Origin of the sequence: Aeromicrobium panaciterrae (assembly GCF_039537165.1) — a bacterium.
Taxonomy (GTDB): domain Bacteria; phylum Actinomycetota; class Actinomycetes; order Propionibacteriales; family Nocardioidaceae; genus Aeromicrobium; species Aeromicrobium panaciterrae.
The window spans coordinates 2,864,005-2,890,345 of the sequence record NZ_BAAAZZ010000002.1 but is presented as its reverse complement, the minus strand read 5'-3'; the positions used below and the strand labels follow the sequence as shown (position 1 = coordinate 2,890,345).

The window sequence follows — 26,341 nt, the reverse complement described above, 5'->3', positions numbered from 1 at the left end:
AGCGTTGGGCGAAAAGGGTCTGGCACAGGCTACCAAAGTCAGCGGGCCTGGGCTGCATCCGCGGCCGCGTCCAGACGGCGCAGTGCGGCCAGCGCCACATCGCGATCGGTCGTGCGCCACATGTCCGGCAGGGACGCCGCAAGGAATGATCCGTAGCGGGCCGTGACGATGCGCGGGTCGAGGATCGCGACCACACCCTTGTCGGTGGCCCGGCGGATGAGTCGGCCGGTCCCCTGCGCCAGCAGCAGCGCCGCGTGGTTGGCGGCGACGCTCATGAACCCGTTGCCGCCGCGCTTCTCGACGAGTCGCTGGCGCGCACTCATCAGCGGGTCGTCGGGTCGCGGGAACGGGATGCGGTCGATGATCACCAGCTGGCACGTGTCGCCCGGCAGGTCGACGCCCTGCCAGAGGCTCAGGGTGCCGAACAAGCAGGTGCTCGGAGTCTCCGCGAAGCGCCGTGCCAGCTCCGGAAGCTGGGCATCACCCTGGCACCAGATGTCGATGTCAGGGAGGCGTTCGCGTACGACCTCGGCGGCACGCTCGGCGGCACGGCGTGAGGAGAAGAGCCCGAGCGTACGGCCACCGGCCGCCTCGACGAGCGCCGTGATCTCCGCGAGCTGCGTCTCCTCCAGGCCATCGCGGCCCGGCAGCGGGAGGTCCTTGGCGACGTAGAGCATGCCCTGCTTCTGGTAGTCGAACGGCGAGCCCACGTCGAGGGAGCTCCACGACTCGTCGCCGGGTTCGAGTCCCAGCGACCGGGCAACCGGATCGAAGCCACCGCCGAGCTTGAGGGTGGCACTCGTCAGCACGACGGTCTTGTCGGCGAAGAGCTTCTCGCGCAGGCTCGCGGACACGTCGATCGGTGCGATGTGGAGCTGCTTCTCGCGCTGACCTGCGCTCATCCAGAGCACCTCGGTGTCACCCTTCGAGGCCATGCGATCGGCGATCTTGCGGATGTCGTCGACCATCCCGCGCGCCTGCTGTCGGGCGGCGTCGGGCTCGGACTTGCCGTCCTCCTTGGGGAAGTCGGACAACGTGGCACGGGCGGAGTCACGTACGAGGGCAAGCACGTCCTGCAGCGACTCTTCGACGGTGTCGATGCGTCCCTCGTCCATGCGGACGAGAACGTCGTTGAGCGCGTCGGAAGCATCGGCGAGGTCGTCGACGCTTGAGCCATCAGCCTGCGCACGGGCTCGCCGGGCAGCACGCTCGATCATGGCGGCGTCGAGCTCGTCGGTCGACGCCTGGGTGACCCGCGCCGCCAGCTCATGAGCCTCGTCGACGATCACGGCGGCGTACTCCGGCAGCATCGGCACGCCGTCGATCGCGTCGATCGCAAGCAGCGCGTGGTTGGTGACGATCAGCTGGGCCTCCTGGGCGTCCTCGCGGGCCAGCTCGGCGAAGCACTCCTGGGCGTGGGCGCACCTGGCAGCCCCGAGGCACTCACGGTGGTTGACGCTGACCTGCCGCCAGGCTCGTTCGGTGTGGGACGGCGCGGAGTCCTTGTCGCCGCTGTGGCCCGCAGCGGCCTGCTCCTCCGCCCATTCACGGAGCTCCACGACCTCAGCACCCAGCGAACCCTCGGGTACGTCGACGAGCGTGCCCTGGTCGTCGGGTGCACCTTCGCGTACGCGGTGCAGGCAGGCGTAGTTGCTGCGTCCCTTGACGACGGCGTGGTGCGGCACCTCCCCCATGGTCTTGCGGGCGGCGTCCTTGAGCGCGGGGATGTCGCGTTCGACGAGCTGATGCTGCAGGTTGAGCGTCGCGGTGGCCACGACGACGCGCTTGCCGTGCAGGAGGCTCGGCACGAGGTAGCCCAGCGACTTGCCGGTGCCCGTACCCGCCTGGACCAGCAGGTGCTCGCCGCTGACGAGCGAGTGCTGGACGGCCTCGGCCATCTCGATCTGGCCCGGGCGTTCCTCTCCCCCGACCGCCTCGACGGCGGCGTGGAGCACCGCGCGGACATCGGGAGTCTTGGACACAGGCGAAGGCTATCCGCCGTCGCCGACGTCAGCCCGTCGGCGTCCACCGGTAGCGTCTGGTCATGGGACTTGAGCTGAGGGCCGCGACGGCCGATGACGCTGCGGCGATAGCTGACACCTGGCACCGCGGATGGGCCGACGGACACGAGGGCCACGTGCCCCAGGGGCTGTACGCGCACCGTCAGGTTGACCACTTCGCCGCCCTCGTCGCGTCACGCATCGCCACGACCACGGTCGGCGTGCTCGACGGCAGCGTCATCGGATTCGTGACGGTGCGCGCCGACGAGATCGAGGAGATGTACGTCGACGGCTCAGCGCGCGGCACGGGTGCGGCGGCGGCGCTGCTGACGTACGGCGAGGGCATCATCGCCGAGCAGCACGACACCGCCTGGCTCGCGGTCGTCGCGGGCAATGCCCGGGCCCGTCGGTTCTACGAGCGCTGCGGCTGGGTCGATCGCGGGGCGTACGACTACACGGCGGAGACCGCCGACGGCCCGTTCGTCGTGCCGGTGCGCCGGTATGAGAAGCGCGTCCGCTAGACCGTGTAGGGCTCGAGCTCGGCAGCCAGGTGGCCGTGGACGCGCGCCACGACATGGGTGCCGTCGCCCTCGTGGTCGAGCGACTCGATCTCGCCCTGTGTGTGGATCTGGTTGAGCAGGTCGCCGCGGGCGTACGGCAGCACGATGTCGACGCGGGTCGCGGGCTGCGGGAGGTCGGCCTCGATGGCGCTGAGCAGCTCGTCGATGCCCTCGCCGGTCTTGGCGCTGACGACCACGGCGTGCGGCTCCTTGACCAGCAGCGTCTTGAGCACCAGCGGGTCGGCGGCGTCGGCCTTGTTGATCACGATGATCTCGGGCACCTTGTCGGCGTCGACATCGGCGAACACCTCGCGTACGGACCGGATCTGGCCCTCGGGATCGAGATGCGCACCGTCGACGACGTGCAGCACGAGGTCAGCCTCAGCGACCTCCTCGAGCGTCGAGCGGAACGCCTCGACGAGCTGGTGCGGGAGGTTGCGTACGAAGCCGACCGTGTCGGACATCGTGTAGACGCGACCGTCGGAGGTCTGCGTACGCCGCGTCGTCGGGTCAAGGGTCGCAAACAGTGCATCCTCGACCAGCACACCCGCGTCGGTGAGGCGGTTGAGCAGGCTCGACTTGCCGGCGTTGGTGTAGCCCGCGATCGCCACCGAGGGAACCTGGCGTGCCTGACGGCTCTTCTTCTTGGTCGCACGAGCCGTGCTGAGCTCCTTGAGCTCGCGGCGCAACTTGGTCATCTTCATCTGGATGCGGCGACGGTCGGTCTCGAGCTTGGTCTCACCGGGTCCACGACCACCGATGCCCTCACCGCCGGCGGCCTGGCCACCTGCCTGGCGGGAGAGGTTGCCACCCCAACCACGCAGACGCTGGGTCTGGTATTGCAGCTGGGCCAGCTCGACCTGCGCCTTGCCCTCTTTGCTCTTGGCGTGCTGGGCGAAGATGTCGAGGATCAGGGCCGTACGGTCGACGACCTTGACCTTGATCCGGTCCTCCAGGTTGCGGAGCTGGCTGGGTGCGAGTGCCCCGTCGCAGATCACGGTGTCCGCGCCGGTCGACTCGACGGCGGCGCGGAGCTCGTCGACCTTGCCGGTGCCGATGTAGGTCGCCGGGTCAGGCTTCTGGCGTCGCTGGATCAGTGCGTCAAGCACCTCGGATCCGGCGGTCTCGGCGAGCAGCTTGAGCTCGGCGAGCGAGTTCTCGGCGTCGAGAGCGGTTCCCTCGGTCCACACGCCGACCAGGACGACCCGCTCGAGGCGGAGCTTGCGGTATTCGACCTCGGTGATGTCCTCGAGCTCGGTGCGCAGCCCATCGATGCGGCGCAGCGAGTTGCGTTCTTCGAGCTCGAGTCCTTCGAGGCCCTGCTGCTCGGTCATGCGATCCATTCCATCTCACCGCGGGCGACGATCTCGGCCGGACCGGTGAGGATGAGGCGGTCGTCGGCGTTCCACGTGACGTGGACCGTGCCGCCGGGCACGTCCACGCGGTAGGTCACGGGACGCGCAGCATCGTCGATGTGCGCGATCGCCGCGGCCACGGCGCACGCACCCGTGCCGCAGGAGCGGGTCTCGCCGGAGCCACGCTCGTGCACCCGCATCGCGACGTGCTGGGCACCCCGGCGTACGACGAACTCGACGTTGACACCGTCGGGGTAGGTCGCCGTGTCATAGTCAGGCTCGGTGAGCAGCGATCCGGCGTCGGTGAGCCGTTCGACGAACGCCACGGCGTGCGGGTTGCCGGTGCGTACGTCCTGCGCCTCCCACGTACGGCCGTCAGCCGTCACCTTGGAGACACCGCGCACCTCGGGCGTGCCCATGTCGACGGAGATCTCGTCGCCGACGAAGGAGACCGACTTGTCGCCGTCGCGGGTGCCGATGACGAGCGGCTGCTCGGGATCGATGAGTCCTTCTTGCCGCAGGTGCAGGGCGAACACGCGGATGCCGTTGCCGCACATCTCGCTCACGGAGCCGTCGGAGTTCTTGTAGTCCATGAACCACTCGCCGGCCGACTGCTCGCCGAGCGCCTGTGAGCGGACAACACGGATCACACCGTCGGCGCCGATGCCGCGGCCACGGTGACAGAGTGCGGCCACGAAGGCACCCTCCAGCTCGCCGTGGATCGTGCCGTCATGGTCCGGGAGCAGCACGAAGTCGTTCTCGGTGCCGTGCCCCTTCAACCATGGAAACGTCATTCGACCAGTCTACGTGGTCGGCTGTCGCCGAACTTTTGAAGACCTAGCGGGCAAACGCGGTGTGCGTTGCCCCGTCAAGCCTTCAAAAGTTGGAGTGCTTGGTCGACCAGGTTGTCGGCGTCGTACGGGAGCCACGTGATGCGCGGGTCCTTGCGGAAGAAGCGGTCCTGGCTGCGGGCGAACTTGCGGGTGCCCGTGATCGTCGCCTCGCGCGCCTGGTCCTCGGTCATCTCGCCGCGGAGGAACGCCAGGATCTGCTGGTAGCCAAGTGCGCGCGACGCCGTCGGGCTCTCGGCCAGCCCCGCACCCAGCAGGGCCCGCACCTCGTCGACGAACCCGGCCGCCCACATCGCGTCGACGCGCTCGGCGAGTCGTACGTCGAGCACGTCGCGTGGCACGTCGAGGCCGATCAGGGTGACATTGGCGTACACCGACTCGAATCCGGGCATTGTCGCCGCGAACGGTTCGCCGGTGAGCTCGATGACCTCGAGCGCCCGGACGATACGGCGACCGTTGCTCGGCAGGATCTGCGCCGCCGCCGCGGGGTCGCGTCGTTCGAGCTCGGCATGCAAGGCCGCCGCGCCGCGGGAGTCGAGCTCGGCGGCCCACCTGTCGCGGACCGCCGCATCGGTGCCCGGGAAGTCGAGCCGGTCGAGCACGGCGCGCACGTACAACGCCGAACCGCCCACCAGGATCGGGGTCACTCCCCTGCCGTGGCACGCGGCGATCGTGGCGCGCGCCATCCGCTGGAACTCGGCGACGGACGCCGTCTCCGTCACATCGAGCACGTCGAACAGGTGGTGTGGGACGACGCTGCGCTCAGCCTCGGTGGGCTTGGCCGTGCCGATGTCCATGCCGCGATAGAGCTGCATCGAGTCGGCGTTGACGATCTCGGCGTTCCCCAGCCGCTGGGCCAGCTCGACCGCCAAGCGTGACTTGCCGGAGGCGGTGGGCCCCACAACTCCCACGATGCGGTCGATGGGTGCCATGTTTCCAGTCTCGCAGTACGGTGGCAGTCAACGGGGGGCACTCCGCCCACATCAAACTCTCAAGGAGAGAAATCATGGGTTTTCTCGACAAGTTCAAGAAGCAGGGCGCCGAGCTCAAGGACAAGGCCACCGACCTCGCCGCGTCCCAGAACGCCAACATCGACAAGGCTGTCGACAAGGCAGCTGACCTCGCTGACAAGGCGACCGGCGGCAAGTACGACGACAAGATCGACGCCGCCGCCGACAAGGCCAAGGACGCCATCGACGACCTGGCTGAGGGCGACAAGCCCACTGCCTAGCTGAGGCTCCAGTCGGCCACCCAGTAGCCGACACCGAAGGGCGCCACGCTCTCGCGCAACAGCGCGCTGATCGTGGTGCCCTTCGCCATCTCGCCCAATGTCCTGAGAGCCGGCGCTCCCGCGGCCCAGAGCTCCTTCGCCAGGTCGAGGTCGAGCGCGGCCAGCGCCGCTGCGTCGCCCGTGCCGAGCGCGGTGGCGATGCTGTCGTCGTACGCGACGGCTCGCTCGTCGAAGTAGCCCGGCGACTCGGTCGTACGCTTCGCGCTGCCGTCGGCCATCACGAGCACTGCGACTCGTCCCTCGGTGCCGGGTGTGCCGGTCGAGTACGTACGGGGGCCGACCCAGCCCGCACGGGCGAGCAGCCACGCCCCCACCGTGAGACTCAGCGGCAGCTCGTCGGTGTGTCCGCCGACGTGCAGGTCGACGCCGAGCTCGGCGAACGTACCTCCGGCCGACTCGTCGAGATCTGTGGTGAGGTCGCCGGCACCGATGACGACCACCCGCTCGGGCTCATGTGCCAGCAGCGCTTCGATGGCGTCATCGCACGACTGGCGCAGCGCCGCGAGATCGTCCGCACCAGCGTTGACCTCGGGCACCAGCATCGGCGGGTAGGGGCACACCGCGGCAGCAACGATCACGAAGCGAGGCTATCTGGCCCGTCTCGATGTCACGATGAATCCATGAGCGGCACGTCTGGCCTCCCGCAAGCGCCGCCGCCTGCGCACTACAACAAGCCGCCCCGCATGCCGAACAGCAGCTCCCACACGTTGGTGTGGATGATCGCCGGAGCTGCCGCTGCGATTGCGTTGGCCGGTATCGCGTACATAGCGCTTGTCGCCTTCGCGTTCAAGGACCACGACCCATTTGAGCTCATTGACAAGCCCGAGTTCCTGTCTGCGGTCGAGCCGGCCTGCAAGGATCTCGATGCGCTCACGGACGAGATGCACGCGCCGCTCACCCCGGACCAGCTCAATCGGATCGTTGCTGGCGGTCGGGCAATCCCCGCAGCCCTTGAGCCGTTCACAAGGAAGCAGCTCGACGACGACTACCCCACCGAGGACTGGGGCAACGACTGGACGACCTTGATGGATGCGGTCGAGCAATACGCGACCGCTCTCGCTAGCAACAAGGACGCCGTCTACGAGACGCCTGAGACACCAGACAAGTTCTCGATCGTGGGACGCATGGACGTCGCCAACGAACGCTGCGCGGTACCCGAGGTCATCGTCGATCTTGACCTTTCACCGCCACCGATTCCCACGTACTGAACGTGACACGATGAGGCGGTGAACGAGGACCGGGGGTTGCCGCCATACCCGCCGGAGCACAACGCGTGGGAGTACCCGCCTCCGCCGATCTCGCGGCGCTGGATCTGGGCGCCCATACTCGCCGTCACGCTGGCGACGGTCATCGGCGCCGGGCTGGTCGTCGGGGCCGTGGTGATTGGAAGCAAGGACTTCCCGAGCGTGATCCAGGACGACAAGATCCTCTCGGTCATCACCCGCGAGTGCGACATCATGACCGAGACCGTGAAGTCGATGCCGATCGAGGGCACGGCCGAGGAGCAGGCCTCGACGATCCGCGACCAGGACAAGGCGATCCTCAACATGCTCGCCGCGATCCGTGGGGTCGACGAGGACGTACGCGCCGCGGACCCGCCGACCAATGACTGGCTCGACGACTGGAACGCACTGGTCGCAGCCCGGGAGGCTTTCGCCGAGCAGCGCAGCAGCGGATACGAGCTGGACCTCCGGATCCCCAAGGACGCCGACGGCGACGGGATCTATCAGCGCATGGACGAGGTGTGGCTCACCAAGGAGGCGTGCGAGGTGCCGGAAGAGCTGCTCAATCCCTACCCGGAAGACATCTCGGCGGCCTGAGCGGCCGCCTTCTTCTTGGCGATCTGCTTGAAATCGCGGACCTTCTGCAGGGACTCGGCGTCGACGACGTCGGCGACCGAGCGGTAGCCCTTCTTGCCGTAGTCGCCGACGACCGTGGTCCAGCCCGGAGGCTTCACGTCGAGCTGCTTGGCCAGCAGTGCGGTGAAGATCTTGGCCTTCTGCTCGCCGAATCCAGGCAGCGCTCGTATGCGATCGAAGAGAGCCTTGCCGGTACGCGGCTCGGTCCAGATGCGCGACGCGTCGCCGTCGTACTCCTCGACGATGTGGCGGGCGAGCTCCTGCAGGCGTCCGGCCATCGAGCGGCCGTAGCGGTGGATCGCCGGCGGCGTCGAGCACAGGTCGGCGAACGCCTCCGGCTCGGCGTCGGCGATGGCTGCGGGGTCGAAGTTGCCGAACCGGTCGAGCACCTTGGCAGGGCCGCGGAACGCGTGCTCCATCGGGTATTGCTGGTCGAGCATCATGCCGACCACCAGGGCGAACGGGCTCGAGTTGAGCACCTCGTCGGCGTGGGGTTCCTGCGCAATCTTGATGGCCATGCGCCCATCCTGCCACCGGCCCGGCTAGATGGCGAAGTGCTCGCAGCTGCCGCAGTTCATCGCAGCACGACGACTTTCTGCGGGTGTCGATTAGTGACCTTCACCTCGAGGGGGCCGGGGTCCGTCGGTAGCGACATGCCGTGCCCTTCGATGGCTATTCCGAGCCGGTACTCAGCCGCGAAAGGAACATCGACGGCGATTGTTGCCTCGCAGGCACTGTCCTCTTTCAACTTTGCTGTGCCAGGGATCTCTTGCTCAGCGATGACCTCCGGGTATTCGCCGCTCACGTCTTCGACGACCAGCTGGGACGGAGCGTCGCTGACCCTGACACAATTTTCCCCTCCGGGCTCGGGTTTGTAGGCGTCGTAGGGACTCTCCTCTCGCATGGTCACCAGCAGTTGGTGCGCCTCCGACTTGCGCTGTTGCTCGCTGAACTCAGTAGCCTGTCGGGCCAACTCCTTCTGGGCCTTTTCCATTTGCTCCGCCTGCAACTCACGCTGAGTCAGTGTTTTCGACGCGCCGGTAGACGGATCGTCACCTTTCGCAACGACAATCGCGCCCGCCGTCAACAGAACTACGACTGCGGCGGAGCCGACTACCACGTAAGCCCGCTTCATTGATCTCAGTGTCCTCACAAGTCTGCGGCCTGTCGAGTGGTGATGGCGGGTCACAGGGCACATGATCGACCGCACAGTCCCGACTGCGTATTGACAATCGTTCGATTGTGAGGATTCTTGAGCGCAACGGATTTCCGTTGCAATATCAGTCGGAGGGGTGAGAGAAACATGAAGACGCGCGCGCTCTATGTCGTCGCCGTTGGCGGATTCTTCCTTGGACTCTTGGTCGCGCCTGCGTACGCCACATCCCACACGACCGGATATTGGTACATCTTTGGCCACAGCACGTCATGCGCGATGGGGCAAGGTTCGGTCAACGATTCAACGCACAAATCAGGTGCCTCGACGATAAATCGTCACGGGTGCTACCCCAACAACGCGGCTGTGGGCGTGCCCGGAGCTTACTTGCACGCGTCCACGCGGCTCTGGCGCCCGAGCAACAGCATGTGGTGCTCGGCCCCCAAGAATGGTAGCAACGTGGAGGCGAACCCGTACACGTCAAGCGTCACAGTTACCACGCCGCTGGCCGTCAGCGCGAACTGCCCCGTCACGGGGTCGTACCAGGGGCTTTCGGTCCACATCCGCTACAAGGACAACGGGGACCAGGTAACGCTGAGTCTGGGCACCGGGACGTATCCCTTCTTCTGAGCAGGAGAGAACACATGATGGTAGTTGCACGCAAGCGGGCAGCGATGATTGTTGCTTGCGCGATCACATCCGGACTGATCGTTGGCGGTGGCATCGTCGCGTGGGCCGAATCCCCAGACGACAACAGCGGCGGGGTGCTGAAAAACGAAAAGGATCTCCTCGGCTTTGATGAAGCGCCTACCGCACCTCCGAAGCCCGGAGACGACCTGACAATCGGCGGGTGGGTAAGGGGCAAACCAGCCCCCGACCTGATGCCGATCGACCTTGAGGATGGCCGATCCGGGTACCTGCGCACCTACGACATGGCGCATGGAGACGAGAACCCGGCCTTCGTTCGTAGGGTGAGCGACCAGTCTGAAGAGACCGTGCTGCCGGTCTATGCCAAGGATGGCCAGACCGTAATCGGGGAATTCGTCGCAAGCACAGTGTCCTGGGAGTAGCCCTGGACGCCGCGATGAGTCGAGGTGTGAACACTCTGCCCGACAGCTAGGTGGCGAAGGTGTTGGCGGCGGCCTGGATGTGGTCGACGTAGGTCGACCAGTCGGTGTCGCTCGTCGCGGTGTCGGATCCCGTACGCCCGTCGATCAGCTCACGGACGATGTCGGCGTGGCCCGCGTGGTGGGCGGTGTCCTCGAGCACCCAGATCAACAGGTAGCCCAACGTCGTGTCGGGTGACGGCCAATGAGGCACGCGTCCGCGGGTGTCGAGGTCGAGCGTCTCAACGGTCTCGTCGCTGTGGGCGCACGCCCGCGCGTACAGGCCGAGGATGTAGTCGCTCGACTCGGCGGCGGTGGCCCACATGTCGGCGCCCTCCCAGACCGAGCCGTCCTCGTTCCACGGGAGCGTGTCGGGCGGCGGGCGGTCGAACGAGTCGCCGAAGTAGACGTGCTCGACCCCGACCAAGTGCTTGATCATGCCGAGGAGGTTGGTGCCGGTCGGCGTCATGGGGCGGCGGCGGTCGTACTCACTCAGGCCTTCGACCCTCGCGAGCATGACCGCTCGGCTCGCCTTCAGCTTGGCGTGCAGCTCGCCCTTGATGTCCATGCCGTCATGCTGCCATTTGCCCCCGACACGACCCTGCCGGCTGAGACAATCCAGCGTGAGCACACCAGACGATCCCACCGGCCAGCCCGACCAACCTCCCGTCGGTCCGCCGCCCGGCTACCACCCGCAACCCGCTGCGCCGTACTACTACGGCCCTCCAGCACCCCAGCCCGCCAACCGTGGCGTGTGGTTCGCGATCGGCGCCGGATCCATGTTCGCCCTGGGGCTCATCGGCATGTTCGGGATGTTCTTCCTGTTCCCGTTCATCTTCTTCGCGGGCCTGGGCGACCCCGACTTCGACGAGGGCGAGTTCGATGAGGGCGACTTCGAGTCCAGCTACGTCTACTACGTCGACCAGAAGTCCGTCGTCGATGCCGTCGAGGTTCCGTGCAACGCGATGATGACTGCCGGCGACAAGATCAAGCTCTTCACCGAGCCGGACGCCGCAGCGGCCAGCATCAGCGCCTTCGCCGGGACGGCGCGAGGAATCGCCGACGCGATCGGGTCGGCCAGTCCCGACAATGACAGCAAGCAATGGCAGGCCGACTGGGAGAAGCTCGCCCATGAGCTCGACACGTTCGCGACCGACCTGAGGAAGGTCGGCAACGATGCGTGGCTCGACACCTTCGCCGAGCCGGGCGAGGCGCCGATCATGCTCCGCATGGCGGGCAGCAGCGACGCGAACTGCGAGATCCCCCAGACGATCTTCGACCTGGACCCTGCGAACTCTGAGTACTTCATGGAGAACGGCGACTACTAAACGCCTGAGGTTTGACCTCGGCTCCTGCGACAATCCCTCGGTGAGCACACCAGAAGACCCGTACGCGGGGCAGCCGGCGCCCGATCACGGCACCCCTGCGGAGCCGGCGCCACAGCAGCCGGTCGCCGGCCCGCCCCAGGCCTACCCGCCAGCGCAGCCACCGCTGCCTCCGGGCTACTACTACCCGCCGGCGCAGAGGTACGTCCCGCCGTACGCCGCGCTCACGGCCCCGCGTCGCTGGGTCTGGTTCGGCGCCGGTGCGGCCTCGATGCTGGGCTTGGGCCTGCTCGGCCTGATCGTCTACGCCCTGTTCTCCGTTGCCGACGACGAGGTCCCATACGAGGACGGCGACTATGTCGTCGACCAGGTCAGCGTCGAACGAGCCGTTGACAAGCCGTGCGCCGACATGAATGAGGCGGCGAGCATTCTCCTGATGGTCGGCGACACCAAGGCATCAGTGACTTCGCTGAAGCGATTCACCGCGAGTGTCGACAAGATCGTGGCAGCGATCGACGACGCAAACCCCAATGCCGACGCAGAGGCGTGGCGTGATGACTGGATCCTGCTCGCCGACAGCCTGAACGACTATGCGGACGAGGCTGCTGCCGGCGGCACCAATGCCTACTCGATGCCGGACGCCACAGGGTCGCGACCGATCAGCGACCGCATGTACTACGGGTCGCCCGAGGGTTGCGAGGTGCCCGCTCGGGTGGAAATCCTGGATGCCGACGTGGCCGCTGCGTACGACGAAGACTAAATCGCGCATGCCGGCGCGGGCGGCAGCGGTTCGGGGGCGCCGAGGGTGGGCATGCCGAGTCCGACGCTGAGCACCTGCGTCTTGCCCTGCCGCGACTCCCACGCGTCGCCGGCGGGCGTACGGCGGTAGCTGATCGGTGCGTCGTCGCTGACGAGGTGGTGGGGTGCGGCGTACGTGATCCGAGCCTCGACCATGTCTCCGGGCCGTACGTCATGGTCGCCGGGCACGAAGTGCACCAGGCGGTTGTCGCGGGCACGGCCGGTGAGCCGGTGCGTTGCGCCGTCCTTCTTGCCCTCGTGGTCGGCGACGAGCAGCTCGACGACCTGGCCCTCCTGCTTCCTGGCCTCGTCCCATGCGACTTCGTTGACGACCTCGATCAGTCGGTCGTAGCGCTCCTGCACGACAGCCTTGGGCAGCTGGTCGGGCAGCTCGGCGGCGGGCGTGCCGGGGCGCTGGGAGTACTGGAAGGTGAACGCCCCGGTGAACCTTGCACGGCGTACGACGTCGATCGTCTCGAGGAAGTCCTCCTCGGTCTCGCCCGGGAACCCGACGATGATGTCGGTCGTGATCGCGGCGTGCGGCATCGCCTCGCGTACGCGGTCGATGATGCCGAGGTACTTCTCCTGGCGGTATGAGCGCCGCATCGCCTTGAGCACGCGGTCGGAGCCTGACTGCAGCGGCATGTGCAGCTGCGGCATCACATTGGGCGTCTCGGCCATCGCGGCGATGACGTCGTCGGTGAAGTCCTTGGGGTGCGGGCTGGTGAACCGTACGCGCTCCAGCCCTTCGATCTGGCCGCAGGCGCGGAGCAGCTTGCCGAACGCTAGCTTGTCACCGAACTCGACGCCGTACGAGTTGACGTTCTGGCCGAGCAGGGTGACCTCGACGACGCCGTCGGCGACGAGTGCCTCGATCTCGGCGAGGATCTCGCCGGGGCGGCGATCCTTCTCCTTGCCGCGCAGGCTCGGGACGATGCAGAACGTGCAGGTGTTGTTGCAGCCGACGCTGATCGACACCCAGGCGGCGAACACCGAGTCGCGCTTGGTCGGCAACGTCGACGGGAACACTTCAAGCGACTCGAGGATCTCGACCTGCGACTCCTCGGCGATGCGTGCACGTTCGAGGAGGACGGGGAGCGAGCCGATGTTGTGCGTGCCGAAGACGACGTCGACGTACGGGGCGCGCTTCGTGATCGTGTCGCGGTCCTTCTGCGCCAGGCAGCCGCCCACGGCGATCTGCATGCCGGGGTTGTCGGCCTTGACCGAGGCGATGTGGCCGAGGTTGCCGTACAGCTTGTTGTCGGCGTTCTCACGTACGGCGCAGGTGTTGAACACGACGAGGTCAGGCGTCTGGTCGGTCGCGGCGGTGTAGCCCGCGGTCTCGAGCAGCCCCGACAGCCGCTCGCTGTCGTGCACGTTCATCTGGCACCCGTAGGTGCGCACCTCATACGTCTTCGTCATGACCGCTCAATGGTACGTGGACGCTACGGCCTAACGATCAGTGAGCGTGACCATGCTGCTCGACTCTGACGTGCCGTCGCAGAACCGCGCGATGCCCTCGACGCTGTCGATGCCAGCGTCCTTCGATTCCACGACGGGGAACACGAAGCAGGCGCCCAGCTCCTTCGGCGAACCGTCCCATGGCTCCTCGTCAACCTTCGACATCGCCTCGTCGTAGAGGTCGACGAACCGAATGTTTCCCGGTCCGACGAGTTCTGCGAGCTGCCGTGCGGTCGGCCCGTCGCTGTTGAGCCACGTGTTGTCTTCTTGGATGACGCCAAATTCCTCACCGGCCTCATTGGCAGTCTGAGCGATGGCGATTGCGTCGTCACGCAAGTCGTACGAGCCGATGGCGTGGACCTGCGACAGCACGGTTGACGCGATGGCGACGCCGACGAGGGCGACCAGCAGCGACGAGAAGACCGAGAGCCTGCCGTGGATCTGTTCGCGCTCGGCGGTTCTGAGTAGTGCATGTGCGGCTGCCGAGGCGACCGCGATCACGACCAGCAAGACAAGAATGCCGGCAGAATCGGGCAGTCGTTGGGGAAACAACCTGACGATCGCCACCAGCACGAACGGCAGGGTCAGGGCCGCCACCTTTGACCGCCAGGACCAGACGTTCGACCGCAGCACCAGATACGCGCCGATGAATGCACCCAGCTGGGCCAGGATGAGTCCGAAAGTCAGCCAGCCAAGCGCCCGGCCTTCGTGCCGCGTCTGCTCGACGCGCGGCTTCTCGGTGGTCTCGATCACGACGCCAGTATGTTGCAGCGCCGGTCTCAGCGGGGTACTTGACGCGAACCGGTAGTTACGCAACCATACATACGGCTGCGTAACTAACTCCCAGGAGCTCCCCATGACGTCGACCCGCCCCAACACGCGCAAGATCGTGAAGCGCCAACGCGAGGACCACGGGTTCTTCGGTCCCGGGTCGGTCACGTGGCGGCTGTGGGGCTACCCGACATCACTGACGGTGGGGTTCCAGCGCTCCGTCGTGATCGAGGAGCTCGACCCGTTCCTGCTCGCAGCGGTCGTCGGCACCGACAAGGTGCGATACGACCCAGCCGGCCGCTACGACAACACGATCGTCTACTTCGCGACCATGGCGCTCGGCGACAGCCGCGCCGCGATCGAGGCGTCGGAGATCCTCGTACGCGTGCACTCGAAGGCGACCGGCATCGAACCGGTCAGCGGCAAGCCCTACAGCGCCAACGACCCCGAGACACAGCTGTGGATCCACCTCACGGCATGGCACTCGATCCTGTACGTGTACGAGACCTTCGGGCCAGGACGGTTGTCGGAGGAGGACGAGAAGCAGTACTGGGCCGAGTGCGCCATAGCCGCCGAGCTGCAGACCTGCGACCCGGCCGACGTGCCGCGTGACCGCGAGGGCATCCGCCGCTACTTCGAGGAGGTACGCCCGCGGCTCTGCGTGACCACCGAGACGCAGGACATGATGGACCACCTCCTCGACGCGGCGATCCTCGTACAGCCCCGACAGCTCGTGCTGCGTCCCTTCACGACCGTCATCGGCAAGGTGATGCGCGCCGCGACGATCTCGACGTTCCCGAAGTGGATGCAGAAGATGAGCGGCTTCAACCAGTCGTGGGTGACGCGTCTGGCCGTACGCCCGCTGGTCAAGATCGCTGCCCGCCTCGCGACGCCGATGCCGGTCAAGTTGCGCGTGCTCAAGCTCATCTCCCCCGCCACGCTCGCGGTGGTCAGGCCCGCGCTCACCGGCGAGGAGCCGATCAACCCCGTCGTGATCACGCCGGCGGAGGCTCGCGCGAAGTACGGCCGCCTCGCCTCCCCCGCCGAGCTGGCCCTGCAGGCCGTATGACCGCGCGAGCGCGCCAGCCGCGCCTGAGCATCGAGGTACGCCGTGAGCAGGTCCTCGACGCGGCCCTCGAGATCATCGTTGAGGACGGCTATGCCGCCGCATCGATGGAGGCCATCGCCCGCCGCGTCGACATCGCCAAGCCCGTCGTCTACAACGCCTTCGGCAACCGGCAGAAGCTGCTGATGGCGCTGATGGAACGCCAGGAGCAGCGTGCCTTCGCCGATCTCGCGGCCGCCATGCCACCCCGGTCCGCCGACAGCTCCCCCGAGGACGCACTCATCGGGTGGGCGTCGACGTTGGCCACCTCGATCCACGAGCAGCCGGCCGCCTGGCGCCTGATGCTGCTCCCGGCGGACGGCACGCCCGAGATCGTCCGCGAGCACGTCGACGAGGGTCGTACGTTCGTGCTGGGCCAGATCCGAGGCGTGCTGACCGAGTACCTCGACGGCGAGGACCTCGACGTCGAGGTCGCAGCCGTTGCCGTGCTCGCCATGGCCGAAGGACTCGCGGCCAAGCTGATCACCGAGCCGGACACGTACACACCGGACCGTGTCATCGCCTTCGCACGTGGCACCTTGAGGCTGCTCAAGATTTAGCTGGCTAGCGGAGCTCGACGTCGTCGACGAGCCACGTGCCGTCGCGCTTGACCATCGACATGACGACGCGGTTGCGCTCGGTTCGGGTCTTGTCGTCCGTACCGTTCGTGATCGTCTGGTCGACGAACAGCAGCACCTTTGCCCGGCTGGAGTCCTGCATTGTCGCCGATGCCTCGACCACGGTGCCAACCGCATGGGCCTCGAGCTTGGTGATGATCGCGCGCAACGGCTTGTTGGCAGCGGCGTACTCCTTGGCGAACGACGCCGTCGCACGATCGTCGACCCAGGCGAAGTCGCGGTCCAGGTGGTCGTGGTCGTACGTCGTGAGGTCGATCGCTGCCGTTGTCGCAGCCTCCAGGGCGTCGCGCCGGGCCGAGGTGTCGTCGTTGCCGGGCCGCAGCAGGACGTAAGCCAGCGCCCCCACGACCAGAGCCAGCAGCAGGCTGAGGACGACGGTCGACCGCTCCGGGCCGGTCTTGACCATCCTCATCGCGTGGGCGCCGGTACGTGGGCCGAGCCGCGCTGCTGGCCGGTGACGTCGGCGGAGCACTCGCGACCTGTGACAACGGGCTGGCGCTCGGTGGAGCGCGGCGACTCCTGCTCGACGCCGTACGAGCAGACCTCGCCGGGCGACACCAGCATGCTGACCCGCAGATAGCCCTCCTCGATCGTGTCGGCGAGCTGCTGCAGACCGCGCGGGAAGTCGGTGAGCAGCGCCCGCAGGTGCGGCTCACGGGCGTCGAGCAGGTCAGTCACGTCGTCGGTCGCGGCGAGGAAGCTCGGCAGCACGCGAGACAGCGTCGCCGTCAGCTCACGGATCTGCGCCACCTGTGCCGGGGTCTTGTCGAGGATCGTGCGGAGCTTCGGGTCGTACGCCTTGAGCGACGCCGTGAGCGACTGCAGTGACGAGGACAGCTCGACGAACTGGTCCGTGCTGTCGACGCCGGTACGCAGCACCGTGCGGGCGTTCTCGAGCGTCCTGAGCGTCTGCGGCCAGCTGGCGTCGAGCGTGTCGACGATGTGCGTGCCGGAGGTCAGGATCCGGTTGAGGTCGTCGGTGTCGGCGAACGCGGTGTGCAGCTCGTTGAGCACGGTGGCGAGGTCCTTGTCGTCGATCTCCGACATCAGCGTGTCGATCGACTTGAGCGCCGTGGCGATCGACGTCGGCGTCGTCACCGCCTTGACGGTGTCGCCGTCCTCGAGCCACGGGCCCTTGGGCCGGGTCGGCTGGAAGTCGAGGTACTGCTCGCCCGCGGGAGACAGCGAGCGTACGGCCGCCGCGCTGTCAGCCGGGATGTGCGTCGACGGGTCGATCGTGACGGACGCGATGATGCGCCGGCCATCGAGCTTGACGCTCTCGACCTTGCCGACGTGGACGCCGCGATAGGTGACCCCGGAGCCGCTGAACAGGCCACCGGTCTCCTTGAGCTCGACCGAGACGTGAACCGGCCGCTTCGTGAGCGAACCGTCGAGGATGTTGCTGTAGAGGTAGCCGATCGTCGCGAGGAAGATGCCGAGCAGGGCGAGCGCGGCGACGAAGTGCTTGCGGTGGATGCGTCGCTTCATCTCGCACCACCTCCCAGCGACTCGAGCAGGGCGCCGAGGCCGAGGTCGGGCTGGACCGCATCTTGCAACGCCTTCGGGACGAGCAGCTTGTCGATCAGGTCACCCGAGATGTCGAGGCGGGGTACGCCGAGGTCGCCCACGATCGGGAGGTTGGGCATGCCGAGCGCCAGGCTGTCCTGGAACCGCAGGTAGACGTTGAGGTAGTTGCCGGGCACGCCCTTGTCGATCGCCTTCGCGAACGAGATGAGCGTGTTGAGGCCGGGTCCGAAGTCGCCCTGCAGCGACACCAGCTGGTCGAGCACCGGTCCCATCTCCTGGAGCGTGGTCAGCAGGTCGGCGCGGGTCTCACGTACGACCCGGGTGGTGGTGCCACTGAGCCCGTCGACCGCCTGCAGCATCTTGGTGATCTCGTCGGTGTTGTCGCTCAGCACGCGTGCCGCCGGAGCCACGTCGACAAGCGCGCGGTCGATCGTGGCGTTGCGCCGGCGCAGCACCTCGGAGGCGTCGGCAAGGGCGTCGAGCGTCGCATCGATCTCGGCGCTGCTCTCGTTGACGCTGTGGGTCGTACGGTTCAGCGTGTCGAGCAGCTCGCGGGCTGTGTCCTCGCGACCGCCCAGCGCCTCGTTGGCCTCGCGGACGATCGTCTGGAGCTGACCGAGCCCTCCCCCGTTGACCAGCATCGACGCGGACGCCAACGTGTCCTCGACCGTGGGCGCGGCACTCGAGTCGCTGGCGTCGATCGCATCGCCGTCGGCGAGCGGGGTGCCGCCGGTCTTGTCGCTGACATCGACGAACAGCTCGCCGAGCGGGGTCGTCGAGCGCAGCCGGATGCTGGCGCCGTCGTGCAACGGTGAGGACGTGCGTACGTCCATCGTGATGCGGGCCGTGAAGTCGTGCGCCGTGACGGTCCTGACCCGGCCGACGGTGACGCCGTTGAGCTTGACCGGCGCACCGACCGCGAGGTTGAGGGCGTCATCGATCTGGGCAGAGACCTCATAGCTCGGGCCCGACAGCTTCGCGCCCGGCAGGGGCAGGTCTGACGCCGACGTGCCGCAGGCCGAGAGCGTCAGCACCGCGGCCAGAGCCAGGATGAGGCGCTTCACTTCTTCACCCCCGCGAGCGCGGCGAGCACGTCCAGCAGCGACAGGTGCTCGAGGTCGGTGGCGTCGCAGATCGCCGGCGGCACGGACTCGCACAGCAGCGCGAGCACGTCGGCGGCGGGCACCAGGTCGCCGGGGCGCGTACGCATCGTCAACCGGTCGTCGGTGATGGCGCGGTCGACGTTCTGCATCATCAGCGGGAGCGTCGAGACGGCTTCCTCCAGGCCCTTGCGGTGCTCGAGCAGCGTGGTGGAGAGCTCGGTGATGTCGGCGATCTCCGCGGCGATCTTGGTGCGGTGGTCGCGGGAGAAGGCGGCCACGCGCTGGAGCATCGCCGACAGCACGGTGAACGTCCGTTCGATCGCCTCGTGCTGGTCGTCGAGCATGGATGCCGCGCTCGACACCTCGGTGTTGAAGCGGCGTACGAGGGCGTCGTTGTCGGCCAGCGTCTGGGTGAGCTGATCGAGGTTGTCGAGCGTGCCGGTGATGTCGCCCGTCGCGTCGTCGAGGGTGCCCAGGGTGTCGGCGAGACCGTGCATGCCCTCCGCGATCTTCTGGCCGTTGCCGTCCAGCGTCTTGGCACCGGTGGCGAGCAGGTCGTTGAGGGGCGCCGAGACGGCCAGCTGGTCGGAGATGCCGGTCAGGGAGCCCAACAGGTCGTCGAACTCGACGGGAGTGCGCGTACGGGCCATCGGCAGCACCGTGCCGGACTCGATGACGGGCCCGGAGTCATAGACCGGGGTCAGCTCGACGTAGCGGTCGGTCGCCACGGATCGCGAGACGATCACGGCGCCCGCCTTGGCGGGAATCTTGACGCCACCGTCGATCCGGAGAGTGACGTCGACGTGGTCGCCCTTGGGCTTGACCGCGGTGATGCTGCCGACGCGTACGCCCAGGACACCGACGTCATTGCCCTTGAACAGTCCGGCGGCGTCGCTGAACTGCGCCGTCACGACCGTCGGGCTCGACGAGCCGCACGCCGTCAACGGCGTGAGGAGCAGGACGATCACCATGAGCCGCTTCAGCATGCCGCCCCCTTGGCGGTGCAGAGGAGGTTGTCGCCGACCGGCTCGGGCACGTGCAGGTCGAGCCACGGACCGTTGCCCGTCGCATTGGCGAAGTAGGTCGCCATGGTGCCGAGCCCGTCGATCGACTTGGTCAAAGCGACCTTCTGCGACTTCATCGAGTCGAGCGCCTTGGTGAGGTCGGCCATGAGCGGCTTGATGTCGTCGTCGGTGTCGTCGAGGACGCCGACCACGGCACGGGCCAGCCGCTGGCTGTCGGTGAGCAGCTGGTCGATGGCTTCGCGCCGCGACGTCAGCTCGTGCAGCACCAGCGTCGACTGCTCGAGCAGGTCGATGATGCGCTCCTTGTTGCGTACGAGATCGCCCGTGACATCGCGCGTCGCGGCGAGCAGGGCACGCATCTGGTCGGACCGCTTGCCGGCGAGGGTGGTCAACCGCGAGACGCCATCGATCGCCTCACGCGCCGCCACCGGCGTACCGCGCAGGGCGTCAGCCACGACCTTCATCGACGCATTGATGCCCTCGCCGTCGAGCTCGTTGAGCGCTCCGGTGCCGCCGTCGATGACGTCCTGCAGGTTGTAGGGAACCGTCGTCTGGGCCAGCGGGATCGTGTCGTCCTTGAGCTCGCCGCCCTTCTTGGCTGTCACCTCGAGGAAGTGCGTGCCGAGCAGCGTGGCGACCTTGACCGCGGCACGGGACTGCGAGCCGAGCTCGATGTCCTTGTCGAGGGTGAAGTCGACACGTACGTGCTTGCCCTCGAGCTTGATGCCGCGCACCTCGCCGACGCCGACGCCCGCGACCTGCACCTCCTCGCCGACGCGCAGCCCCGCGGAGTGCTCCATCAGCGCCGAGTAGTGCTTCTGGCCGAACGGGATCACGCTGAGCGCCAGGATCACCAGGCCCAGGACGACCACGCCGATGACACCCGCGATGCCGACTCGACGCGCGCTCATCGGCACACCGCCGAGTAGGGACCCTCGGGGCCGAGCGGGATCGTGCCGGACCGCAGGGTCATCTCCATGTTGCAGATGTAGATGTCGAGCCACGTACCGGACGACATCGGCCGCGCGAACGCGTCGGTGGTCGTGGGCAGCGTGGCGAATGCGTGGGTCAGGGTCTGAAGGTTGTCGACGAAGAGCTTGGCCGTACGCCGCAGCGAGGCCACGTCGGCGTCGAGCGACGGCCGGGCGTCCGTCGTCAGGTCGGCCGTCACCGAGGCGAGCTGCGTGACGCCGTCGATCGTGTCGCCGATCGTCTTGCGCTCCGCGGCGAGGCGGGTCATCAGGGTCTGCAGTGCCTGGATCGTCGAGTCGAGCTGCTCGTCCTGGCCGCCGATGTCAGCCAGCACGGGAGTGAGGTTGTCGAGCACACGCCCCAGCACGTCGTCCTTGTCAGCGAGGTGATTGGTCAGCTCGGCGGTCTCGGCGAGGAGCGACTCGATCGTGCCGCCCTGGCCCTGCATCACGGCCATGATCGACTCCGACAGCCGGTTGACCTGCTCCGGCTCGAGCGTCGCGAAGAGCGGCTCGAAGCCGTTGAGCAACGCGGTCAGGTCGAAGCCGGGACTCGTATGGGCGACGGGTACGACGCTGTCGTTCTTGAGCCGAGTGCCCTTCTCCTTGCCGGGGGTCAGCGAGAGGTAGCGCTGGCCGAGCAGGTTTTGGTAGCGGATCACGATGTTGGTGGTGTCGAACAGGCCCTGGTCGTCCGACAGCGTGAACTTCACCCGGGCGATCTTGCCGCCGCGCAGGTCGATGCCCTCGACCCGGCCGACGCGTACGCCGGCAGCTCGGACGTCGTCGCCGACCCGGAGCCCGCTGACGTTCTTGAAGTCGGCGGCGTAGTTGTGGGTCGACCCCGCGACCTGGTTGCCCATCGTGTTGGCCAGCACCACGAACGCGATCAGCGCAGCGACCGCGAACACCGAGAACTTGATCAGCGTCGACCTCATGGCGCATCACCCACGTACGGCCCGATGAGCAGCTGGCCCACGCCGCCGTCGTTGGGCACGGAGGCGTCGAGGCCCGAGAGCAGCCCCTGGATACGGGAAAGGAGCGCGTCATCGTCCTGCGCTGTCGCCTTGCCGGCCTTCGCTCCCCCGCAGTTGTCACCGCGGATCGGGCCAAACACGGGACAGTCCGCGGCCGTGTAGGGCGCATCCTTGCCGGTCGTGATCACGACATCGGTGTTCATCCACGGCCCGTCTGAGAACACCGTCTGGCCCTTGCGGGCGAACTGCACGAAGTTGCGAAACCCCGAGGCGAGCCCGGTGCGCTCGTCGAAGATCGCGTCGACGACGGTCGCCGACTGGTGGATCGTGTCGACGGCTGCCTGCTCGTTGTCGGCGATCAGCCGGTCGGCCTCGTCGGCGAGGGCGGTGCCGCCGGAGAGGATCGAGGTGAGCTGCGCCTGCTTGGCCACGATCGTGCGGGCCGTGACCAAGCCGTCGTCCACCGCGTCCAGCAGCTCGGGCGCGACCTTGGCGGCCGTCTCGAGGTTGCTGGCGAGGAGGGCGAGGTCCTCCTTCAGCAGCGGTGTCTGCGTGTCGAGGCGCCCGAGGTAGTCGTTGAGCGTCTCCATCGTGGTGCCGAGCTTCTCGCCGCGGCCGTCGAGTGCGTCGGCGATCGCGCCCAGCGTGATGGACAGCTCGGCGGGCTTGACCGCCGTCATGACGCGGTAGGTGCTGTCGAGCGTGTCCTGGAGCTCGAGCGTCGAGGCCCGGCGGTCCTGCTGGATGACCTGGCCCGCAGCGAGATGCGTGGCGCCGGTCGTGTCGGGCAGGGCGAGGTCGACGTATGACGTGCCGAACACCGACGCCGGGAGGATGCGCGCCGTGACGTCGCGCGGGATCTCGTCGGCGGAGTCGCGGTCGAGCGTGAGCCCGAGGCGTACGCCGCCGTCATGCGACTCGATCGACGTGAGACGGCCGACGAGGACACCCTGGACCTTGACGTCCGCACCGGCCGCGAGGGCGCCACCGATGTCATCGACCTGCGCCGTCACGCGTACGTCGTCGCGGAACATCCCCTTGCCCCACGCCAGCAGCACCGTGGCGATCAAGGCGACGACGACCAGGAGCACGAATGCGTAGCGCAGCAGCACGCCACGGTTGTCGAGGCGCGGATCGATCAGCGTCGCGTCGATCATCCGGAGATCCGTACGCCGGGATCGTTGCCCCAGAACAGCAGGGTCATGACCATGTCGAGCAGGACCACGATGACGATGCTGGCGCGGATCGCCCGCCCCGTCGCCTCGCCGACGCCCTGGGCGCCACCGTTGGCCATGAACCCGTACCAGCAGTGGATCAGCGTCACCGCGAGCGCGAAGACGAGCACCTTGGCGACCGACAGCAGGATGTCGCCGGAGCTGATGAACGTCTGGAAGTAGTGCAGATAGGTGCCCTCGGGCTGCCCGAACAGCAGCGTCACGGCGGCCTGTGAGGCGATGTAGGAGCCGACCAGCCCGATCAGGTAGAGCGGGAGGATCGCCGCCATCGAGGCGACCAGGCGCGTGGCGACGAGGTATTGCATCGGCGGCACGCTGATGACCGACAGCGCGTCGATCTCCTCACTCGTACGCATCGTGCCCAGCTGCGCCGTGAATCGGCAGCCCACCTGCGCGGCGAGCGCGAGCGCGGCGATCAGGGGTGCCAGCTCGCGGGTGTTGACGATCGCCGAGACGAAGCCGGTGAGCGGGGCGAGGCCGATCGTCTCGAGGCCGTTGAACCCTTCGATGCCCAGCGACGTACCGGCCGAGACGGCGAGCAGGATCATCACGCCGATCGTGCCGCCACCGACCACCAGCGCCCCCGACCCCCAGCTGATGTCGGCCAGCACGCGGAAGGTCTCCTGGCGGTAGGTCGTGAGCGCCGCCGGGACGGACTGAAGTGTGCGGCGTACGAACGTCGCCTGCGCGCCAATGACCGCGACACCGTCGAGGGCCCGGTCGAGCACGCGGTTCATCAGGCGATCCTCTGCGGCACGAGCATCACGTAGGCCTGCGTGATCGCGACGTTGACGACGGCAAGCGTGACGACGCTGAGCACGACGGCCTGGTTGACCGCGTCGGCGACCTGCTTGGGCCCGCCGACCACGTTCAGACCCTTGTGGCACGCGACGATCGTGGCGAGGAAGCCGAAGATCGCGGCCTTGCCCATCGCGAGCCACAAGTCGGTCGGCTGGGCGAAGCTGGTGAACGAGCCGAGGTAGGCGCCGGAGCTCACCGTGCCACCACCGACGCTGAGGATGAAGCCCGTCGTCATGGCGGTCACCGCGACGACGACGTTGAGCAGCATGCCGACGACCACCGCGGCGAGCAGGCGGGGCGCGACGAGGCGCTGCACGGGGTTGAGGCCCATGACGCGCATCGCGTCGACCTCTTCGCGGGCCGCCTGGGCGCCGAGCTGGGCGCACATCGCCGAGCCGACCGCGCCGGCCAGCAGGAGCGAGGTGACCAGCGGCGCGCCCTGGCGCAGGATGCCGATGCCGTTGACGGCGCCCGTGAACGAGACCGCGCCGATCTGCTCGGCGATCGCCCCGACCTGGATCGACACGATCACGCCGAACGGGATCGCCACGAGGATCGTCGGCAGCAGCGACACCCGGGTCATGAACCATGCCTGCTCGAGGAACTCGTGCCACGCGAACCGGCGCTTCACGATGTCGACGACCGTGAAGGTGCTCGCCTGGATGGCGAGCACGATCATCGCACCGAACGTCTCCAGACCGGCATCGGTCTTGGAGCGCGCTGCGGTGATGATCGTCGCCATCTGGTCAGCCCTTCGCCGACGGGATGCGTACGGCGCCGCTCAGGGCCAGTGCCGAGGCCAGGTCGCCCTTGACCTTGAGCTTGCCCTTCATGAAGGCGATCGTCGGGTTGAGGTTGCCGGTTGCCAGCTTGAGGAACTCTGCGCCCCCGAGCGCGATCGTCACGGATCGCTTGCCCTCACCTTCGGGAGTGATCGTGACGTCGCCATGGTCGATCTCGACGAGGTAGCGATCGTCGCCGTTCGGTCCGCCGCCGATCTTGAAGCACGCGGCGAGCTTGAGCTTGTCGGCGCTGCGCTGGTCGAGGTATTCGGGGAAGCGCCGGAAGATCTCGTCGAGGACGACACCGCGGAAGCCGCCCTTCATGACGTCCTGCAGGTGCGAGTCCTTGGCCTTCGCGACGACCCCCGCGACCTGTACCGCGTCGAGCGCAGTGGGATCGACGGCGACCCCGTCCTGACCGGGCACGCGGAACACGCCGCCGGTCTGGAGTGCCAGCTGCTCGTCGCCGCTGACCTTGATCGTCCCCGCGAGCACGAGCAGCGCGGCGCTCGCGGTGCCGGACAGCAGCCGCAGGAACGTGAGCGCGTCGGTGCTGATCGTGACGTCGGGGGCAGCGTCGTCGGCCGGCTGCACCTCCACGGTCCCGTTGCCGAAGTGCGCGTCATAGGTCTCGTCGATACGACGGTCACGCCGTACGACGAAGCGCACGACCCCCTTCATCGTGGCGAGCTGCGAAGGCACGGCGAAGTCGGCGAACCGGCCGAAGCCCGCGCTGAGCGCCGCGGCACGGATCTGCTCGTCGGCGATCAGCTCGGTGAGCTCGGCATCCGTCGCAGAGCCGAGCATCCTGGCGATCTCGCCGGCGTCGACGCCGGCGAAGTGCTCATCGAGCCTGTCTTCAGGTATGCCGTCGAGCCACGTACGAAGTTCGCTCATGCTCACGCCTCATCAGAACGGACCAGGGAGTGTTTCCTACCCTGCGGTAGGATTCCGTGAACACTAGTGACACCCTTCACGGGTGTCAACGAGAATGGTTGCTCCATGACGGCCGAAATCCGCACCCGCGCAGAGCATCTCGGACCTGAGGTGCGCCGCCCCATGGTGCTCGACGCGGCTCTCGAGGTGTGGATCGAGCACGGCTACGCCGGTACGACGATGGCGCGCATCGCCAAGGCTGCCCACGTGAGCAAGCCCGTGCTCTACGCCTGCTACGCGCACAAGGACGAGGCGCTGCGGGCGCTGATGGCCCGCGAGGAAGAACGACTCGTCGGGGCCGCCCAGGACGCCCTCCCCGACTCCATCGACCTCGACGATGTCGGTGCCGTGATGCGCACCGCGTACGAGGCGTTCTTCCGCGCAACCCTCGAGCACCCCGCGTCGTGGCGCGTCGTGCTCGATGCCCCCCACGTACAAGATCCGGTCATCGCGGCCAAGGTGACGTCGGCTCGTACCGCCATCACCGACCAGCTGACGGCACTGCTGACGCACTACCTCGCGTCGACCGATCGCCCGATGCCCGGACGCACCACGCGGCTCTACGCACAGAACCTCATCGCCCTCGCCGAGTCCAACGCCGCCACGTTGCTGCAGAACCCCGGCGAGTGGGATCCCGCCGACCTCGCCGAGGCTGTCACGGACCTGGTGCTCACCAGCTGGCTGTGACTTTGCGCCGCCCGGAGCGGCCAC

Annotated in this window: 30 protein-coding genes; 10 read left to right on the top strand and 20 right to left on the bottom strand. The window is 67.5% G+C overall.

What is annotated here, in order from left to right:
* Positions 1-38 precede the first annotated feature (38 nt).
* Positions 39-1,982: an ATP-dependent DNA helicase gene (locus ABD683_RS15105; protein ID WP_425548514.1), complete on the bottom strand. Its 1,944-nt coding sequence runs from the start codon at positions 1,980-1,982 to the stop codon at positions 39-41.
* A gap of 62 nt (positions 1,983-2,044) precedes the next feature.
* On the opposite strand from ABD683_RS15105, the gene ABD683_RS15100 reads away from it, so the two are divergent.
* Complete coding sequence (locus ABD683_RS15100) at positions 2,045-2,521, top strand: GNAT family N-acetyltransferase (RefSeq protein ID WP_344770801.1); 477 nt, start codon at positions 2,045-2,047, stop codon at positions 2,519-2,521.
* On the opposite strand, the gene hflX is transcribed toward ABD683_RS15100, so the two are convergent.
* The 3 genes from hflX to miaA all read right to left on the bottom strand — a co-directional run bounded on the left by hflX (position 2,518) and on the right by miaA (position 5,698).
* Positions 2,518-3,894: a GTPase HflX gene (hflX, locus tag ABD683_RS15095; protein WP_344770800.1), complete on the bottom strand. Its 1,377-nt coding sequence runs from the start codon at positions 3,892-3,894 to the stop codon at positions 2,518-2,520. The two genes, ABD683_RS15100 and hflX, sit on opposite strands and share 4 nt — an antisense overlap.
* On the bottom strand, positions 3,891-4,709 hold the full coding sequence (gene dapF / locus ABD683_RS15090) for a diaminopimelate epimerase (protein WP_344770799.1): 819 nt from the start codon (positions 4,707-4,709) through the stop codon (positions 3,891-3,893). The genes hflX and dapF overlap by 4 nt, the downstream gene beginning before the upstream one ends.
* Positions 4,710-4,783: 74 nt before the next feature.
* A complete protein-coding gene (gene miaA, locus ABD683_RS15085) occupies positions 4,784-5,698 on the bottom strand; it encodes a tRNA (adenosine(37)-N6)-dimethylallyltransferase MiaA (RefSeq protein ID WP_344770798.1) in 915 nt (304 codons plus the stop codon).
* Positions 5,699-5,772: 74 nt separating this feature from the next.
* Between miaA and ABD683_RS15080 the strand changes: the two genes are divergently transcribed.
* A complete protein-coding gene (locus ABD683_RS15080) occupies positions 5,773-5,997 on the top strand; it encodes an Rv0909 family putative TA system antitoxin (protein ID WP_344770797.1) in 225 nt (74 codons plus the stop codon).
* Here the strand turns inward: ABD683_RS15080 and ABD683_RS15075 are convergent.
* Positions 5,994-6,635 (bottom strand): class III extradiol ring-cleavage dioxygenase family protein, encoded by a 642-nt coding sequence (locus ABD683_RS15075; RefSeq protein WP_344770796.1) that lies wholly within the window; start codon positions 6,633-6,635, stop codon positions 5,994-5,996. The genes ABD683_RS15080 and ABD683_RS15075 overlap by 4 nt on opposite strands.
* Before the next feature lie 42 nt (positions 6,636-6,677).
* On the opposite strand from ABD683_RS15075, the gene ABD683_RS15070 reads away from it, so the two are divergent.
* The gene (locus ABD683_RS15070) at positions 6,678-7,265 is read left to right on the top strand and encodes a hypothetical protein (protein WP_344770795.1); all 588 of its coding nucleotides are present in this window, start codon (positions 6,678-6,680) and stop codon (positions 7,263-7,265) included.
* Positions 7,266-7,283: 18 nt separating this feature from the next.
* Positions 7,284-7,877 carry a hypothetical protein gene (locus ABD683_RS15065; RefSeq protein WP_344770794.1) on the top strand — a complete coding sequence of 198 codons (594 nt, stop codon included), beginning with the start codon at positions 7,284-7,286 and terminating at the stop codon, positions 7,875-7,877.
* Here ABD683_RS15065 and ABD683_RS15060 read toward each other — a convergent pair.
* On the bottom strand, positions 7,850-8,434 hold the full coding sequence (locus ABD683_RS15060) for an HhH-GPD-type base excision DNA repair protein (protein WP_344770793.1): 585 nt from the start codon (positions 8,432-8,434) through the stop codon (positions 7,850-7,852). The two genes, ABD683_RS15065 and ABD683_RS15060, sit on opposite strands and share 28 nt — an antisense overlap.
* 56 nt (positions 8,435-8,490) lie before the next feature.
* Positions 8,491-9,051 (bottom strand): hypothetical protein, encoded by a 561-nt coding sequence (locus ABD683_RS15055; RefSeq protein WP_344770792.1) that lies wholly within the window; start codon positions 9,049-9,051, stop codon positions 8,491-8,493.
* Between the two features lie 662 nt (positions 9,052-9,713).
* On the opposite strand from ABD683_RS15055, the gene ABD683_RS15050 reads away from it, so the two are divergent.
* Positions 9,714-10,139, top strand: coding sequence for a hypothetical protein (locus ABD683_RS15050; protein WP_344770791.1), 426 nt, complete (start codon positions 9,714-9,716; stop codon positions 10,137-10,139).
* A gap of 46 nt (positions 10,140-10,185) precedes the next feature.
* Here ABD683_RS15050 and ABD683_RS15045 read toward each other — a convergent pair whose 3' ends face one another.
* Positions 10,186-10,743 (bottom strand): DinB family protein, encoded by a 558-nt coding sequence (locus tag ABD683_RS15045; protein ID WP_344770790.1) that lies wholly within the window; start codon positions 10,741-10,743, stop codon positions 10,186-10,188.
* A gap of 55 nt (positions 10,744-10,798) precedes the next feature.
* Here ABD683_RS15045 and ABD683_RS15040 point away from each other — a divergent pair, with 55 nt between their 5' ends.
* Positions 10,799-11,503 carry a hypothetical protein gene (locus ABD683_RS15040; protein WP_344770789.1) on the top strand — a complete coding sequence of 235 codons (705 nt, stop codon included), beginning with the start codon at positions 10,799-10,801 and terminating at the stop codon, positions 11,501-11,503.
* A gap of 40 nt (positions 11,504-11,543) precedes the next feature.
* Entirely contained in the window at positions 11,544-12,260 is a 717-nt protein-coding gene (locus ABD683_RS15035) for a hypothetical protein (RefSeq protein WP_344770788.1), read from the top strand.
* Here ABD683_RS15035 and miaB read toward each other — a convergent pair.
* Positions 12,257-13,720, bottom strand: coding sequence for a tRNA (N6-isopentenyl adenosine(37)-C2)-methylthiotransferase MiaB (miaB, locus tag ABD683_RS15030; RefSeq protein ID WP_344770787.1), 1,464 nt, complete (start codon positions 13,718-13,720; stop codon positions 12,257-12,259). The two genes, ABD683_RS15035 and miaB, sit on opposite strands and share 4 nt — an antisense overlap.
* Positions 13,721-13,750: 30 nt before the next feature.
* A complete protein-coding gene (locus ABD683_RS15025) occupies positions 13,751-14,512 on the bottom strand; it encodes a hypothetical protein (protein ID WP_344770786.1) in 762 nt (253 codons plus the stop codon).
* 103 nt (positions 14,513-14,615) lie between these two features.
* Here ABD683_RS15025 and ABD683_RS15020 point away from each other — a divergent pair, with 103 nt between their 5' ends.
* Positions 14,616-15,599: an oxygenase MpaB family protein gene (locus tag ABD683_RS15020; RefSeq protein ID WP_344770785.1), complete on the top strand. Its 984-nt coding sequence runs from the start codon at positions 14,616-14,618 to the stop codon at positions 15,597-15,599.
* Positions 15,596-16,195 carry a TetR/AcrR family transcriptional regulator gene (locus tag ABD683_RS15015; protein WP_344770783.1) on the top strand — a complete coding sequence of 200 codons (600 nt, stop codon included), beginning with the start codon at positions 15,596-15,598 and terminating at the stop codon, positions 16,193-16,195. Before ABD683_RS15020 ends, ABD683_RS15015 begins: the two co-directional genes overlap by 4 nt.
* Positions 16,196-16,199: 4 nt before the next feature.
* On the opposite strand, the gene ABD683_RS15010 is transcribed toward ABD683_RS15015, so the two are convergent.
* From ABD683_RS15010 to ABD683_RS14965, 10 genes are read right to left on the bottom strand one after another with little or no spacing between them, the layout of a single operon-like run.
* Positions 16,200-16,679 (bottom strand): hypothetical protein, encoded by a 480-nt coding sequence (locus ABD683_RS15010; RefSeq protein ID WP_344770782.1) that lies wholly within the window; start codon positions 16,677-16,679, stop codon positions 16,200-16,202.
* A 2-nt stretch (positions 16,680-16,681) separates the two neighbouring features.
* The gene (locus tag ABD683_RS15005; protein WP_344770781.1) at positions 16,682-17,761 is read right to left on the bottom strand and encodes an MCE family protein; all 1,080 of its coding nucleotides are present in this window, start codon (positions 17,759-17,761) and stop codon (positions 16,682-16,684) included.
* Positions 17,758-18,864, bottom strand: a complete 1,107-nt coding sequence (locus ABD683_RS15000; RefSeq protein WP_344770780.1) for an MCE family protein — start codon at positions 18,862-18,864, stop codon at positions 17,758-17,760. Before ABD683_RS15000 ends, ABD683_RS15005 begins: the two co-directional genes overlap by 4 nt.
* Complete coding sequence (locus ABD683_RS14995; RefSeq protein ID WP_344770779.1) at positions 18,861-19,889, bottom strand: MCE family protein; 1,029 nt, start codon at positions 19,887-19,889, stop codon at positions 18,861-18,863. Before ABD683_RS14995 ends, ABD683_RS15000 begins: the two co-directional genes overlap by 4 nt.
* Positions 19,883-20,839, bottom strand: a complete 957-nt coding sequence (locus ABD683_RS14990; protein WP_344770778.1) for an MCE family protein — start codon at positions 20,837-20,839, stop codon at positions 19,883-19,885. The genes ABD683_RS14995 and ABD683_RS14990 overlap by 7 nt, the downstream gene beginning before the upstream one ends.
* The gene (locus tag ABD683_RS14985) at positions 20,836-21,837 is read right to left on the bottom strand and encodes an MCE family protein (RefSeq protein ID WP_344770776.1); all 1,002 of its coding nucleotides are present in this window, start codon (positions 21,835-21,837) and stop codon (positions 20,836-20,838) included. Before ABD683_RS14985 ends, ABD683_RS14990 begins: the two co-directional genes overlap by 4 nt.
* The gene (locus ABD683_RS14980; protein WP_344770775.1) at positions 21,834-23,033 is read right to left on the bottom strand and encodes an MCE family protein; all 1,200 of its coding nucleotides are present in this window, start codon (positions 23,031-23,033) and stop codon (positions 21,834-21,836) included. The genes ABD683_RS14985 and ABD683_RS14980 overlap by 4 nt, the downstream gene beginning before the upstream one ends.
* The gene (locus ABD683_RS14975; RefSeq protein WP_344770774.1) at positions 23,030-23,848 is read right to left on the bottom strand and encodes an ABC transporter permease; all 819 of its coding nucleotides are present in this window, start codon (positions 23,846-23,848) and stop codon (positions 23,030-23,032) included. Before ABD683_RS14975 ends, ABD683_RS14980 begins: the two co-directional genes overlap by 4 nt.
* A complete protein-coding gene (locus ABD683_RS14970) occupies positions 23,848-24,654 on the bottom strand; it encodes an MlaE family ABC transporter permease (RefSeq protein WP_344770773.1) in 807 nt (268 codons plus the stop codon). The genes ABD683_RS14975 and ABD683_RS14970 overlap by 1 nt, the downstream gene beginning before the upstream one ends.
* Before the next feature lie 4 nt (positions 24,655-24,658).
* The gene (locus ABD683_RS14965) at positions 24,659-25,591 is read right to left on the bottom strand and encodes an SCP2 sterol-binding domain-containing protein (protein ID WP_344770772.1); all 933 of its coding nucleotides are present in this window, start codon (positions 25,589-25,591) and stop codon (positions 24,659-24,661) included.
* A 105-nt stretch (positions 25,592-25,696) separates the two neighbouring features.
* Between ABD683_RS14965 and ABD683_RS14960 the strand changes: the two genes are divergently transcribed.
* Positions 25,697-26,317, top strand: a complete 621-nt coding sequence (locus ABD683_RS14960; protein WP_344770770.1) for a TetR/AcrR family transcriptional regulator — start codon at positions 25,697-25,699, stop codon at positions 26,315-26,317.
* Positions 26,318-26,341 lie beyond the last annotated feature (24 nt).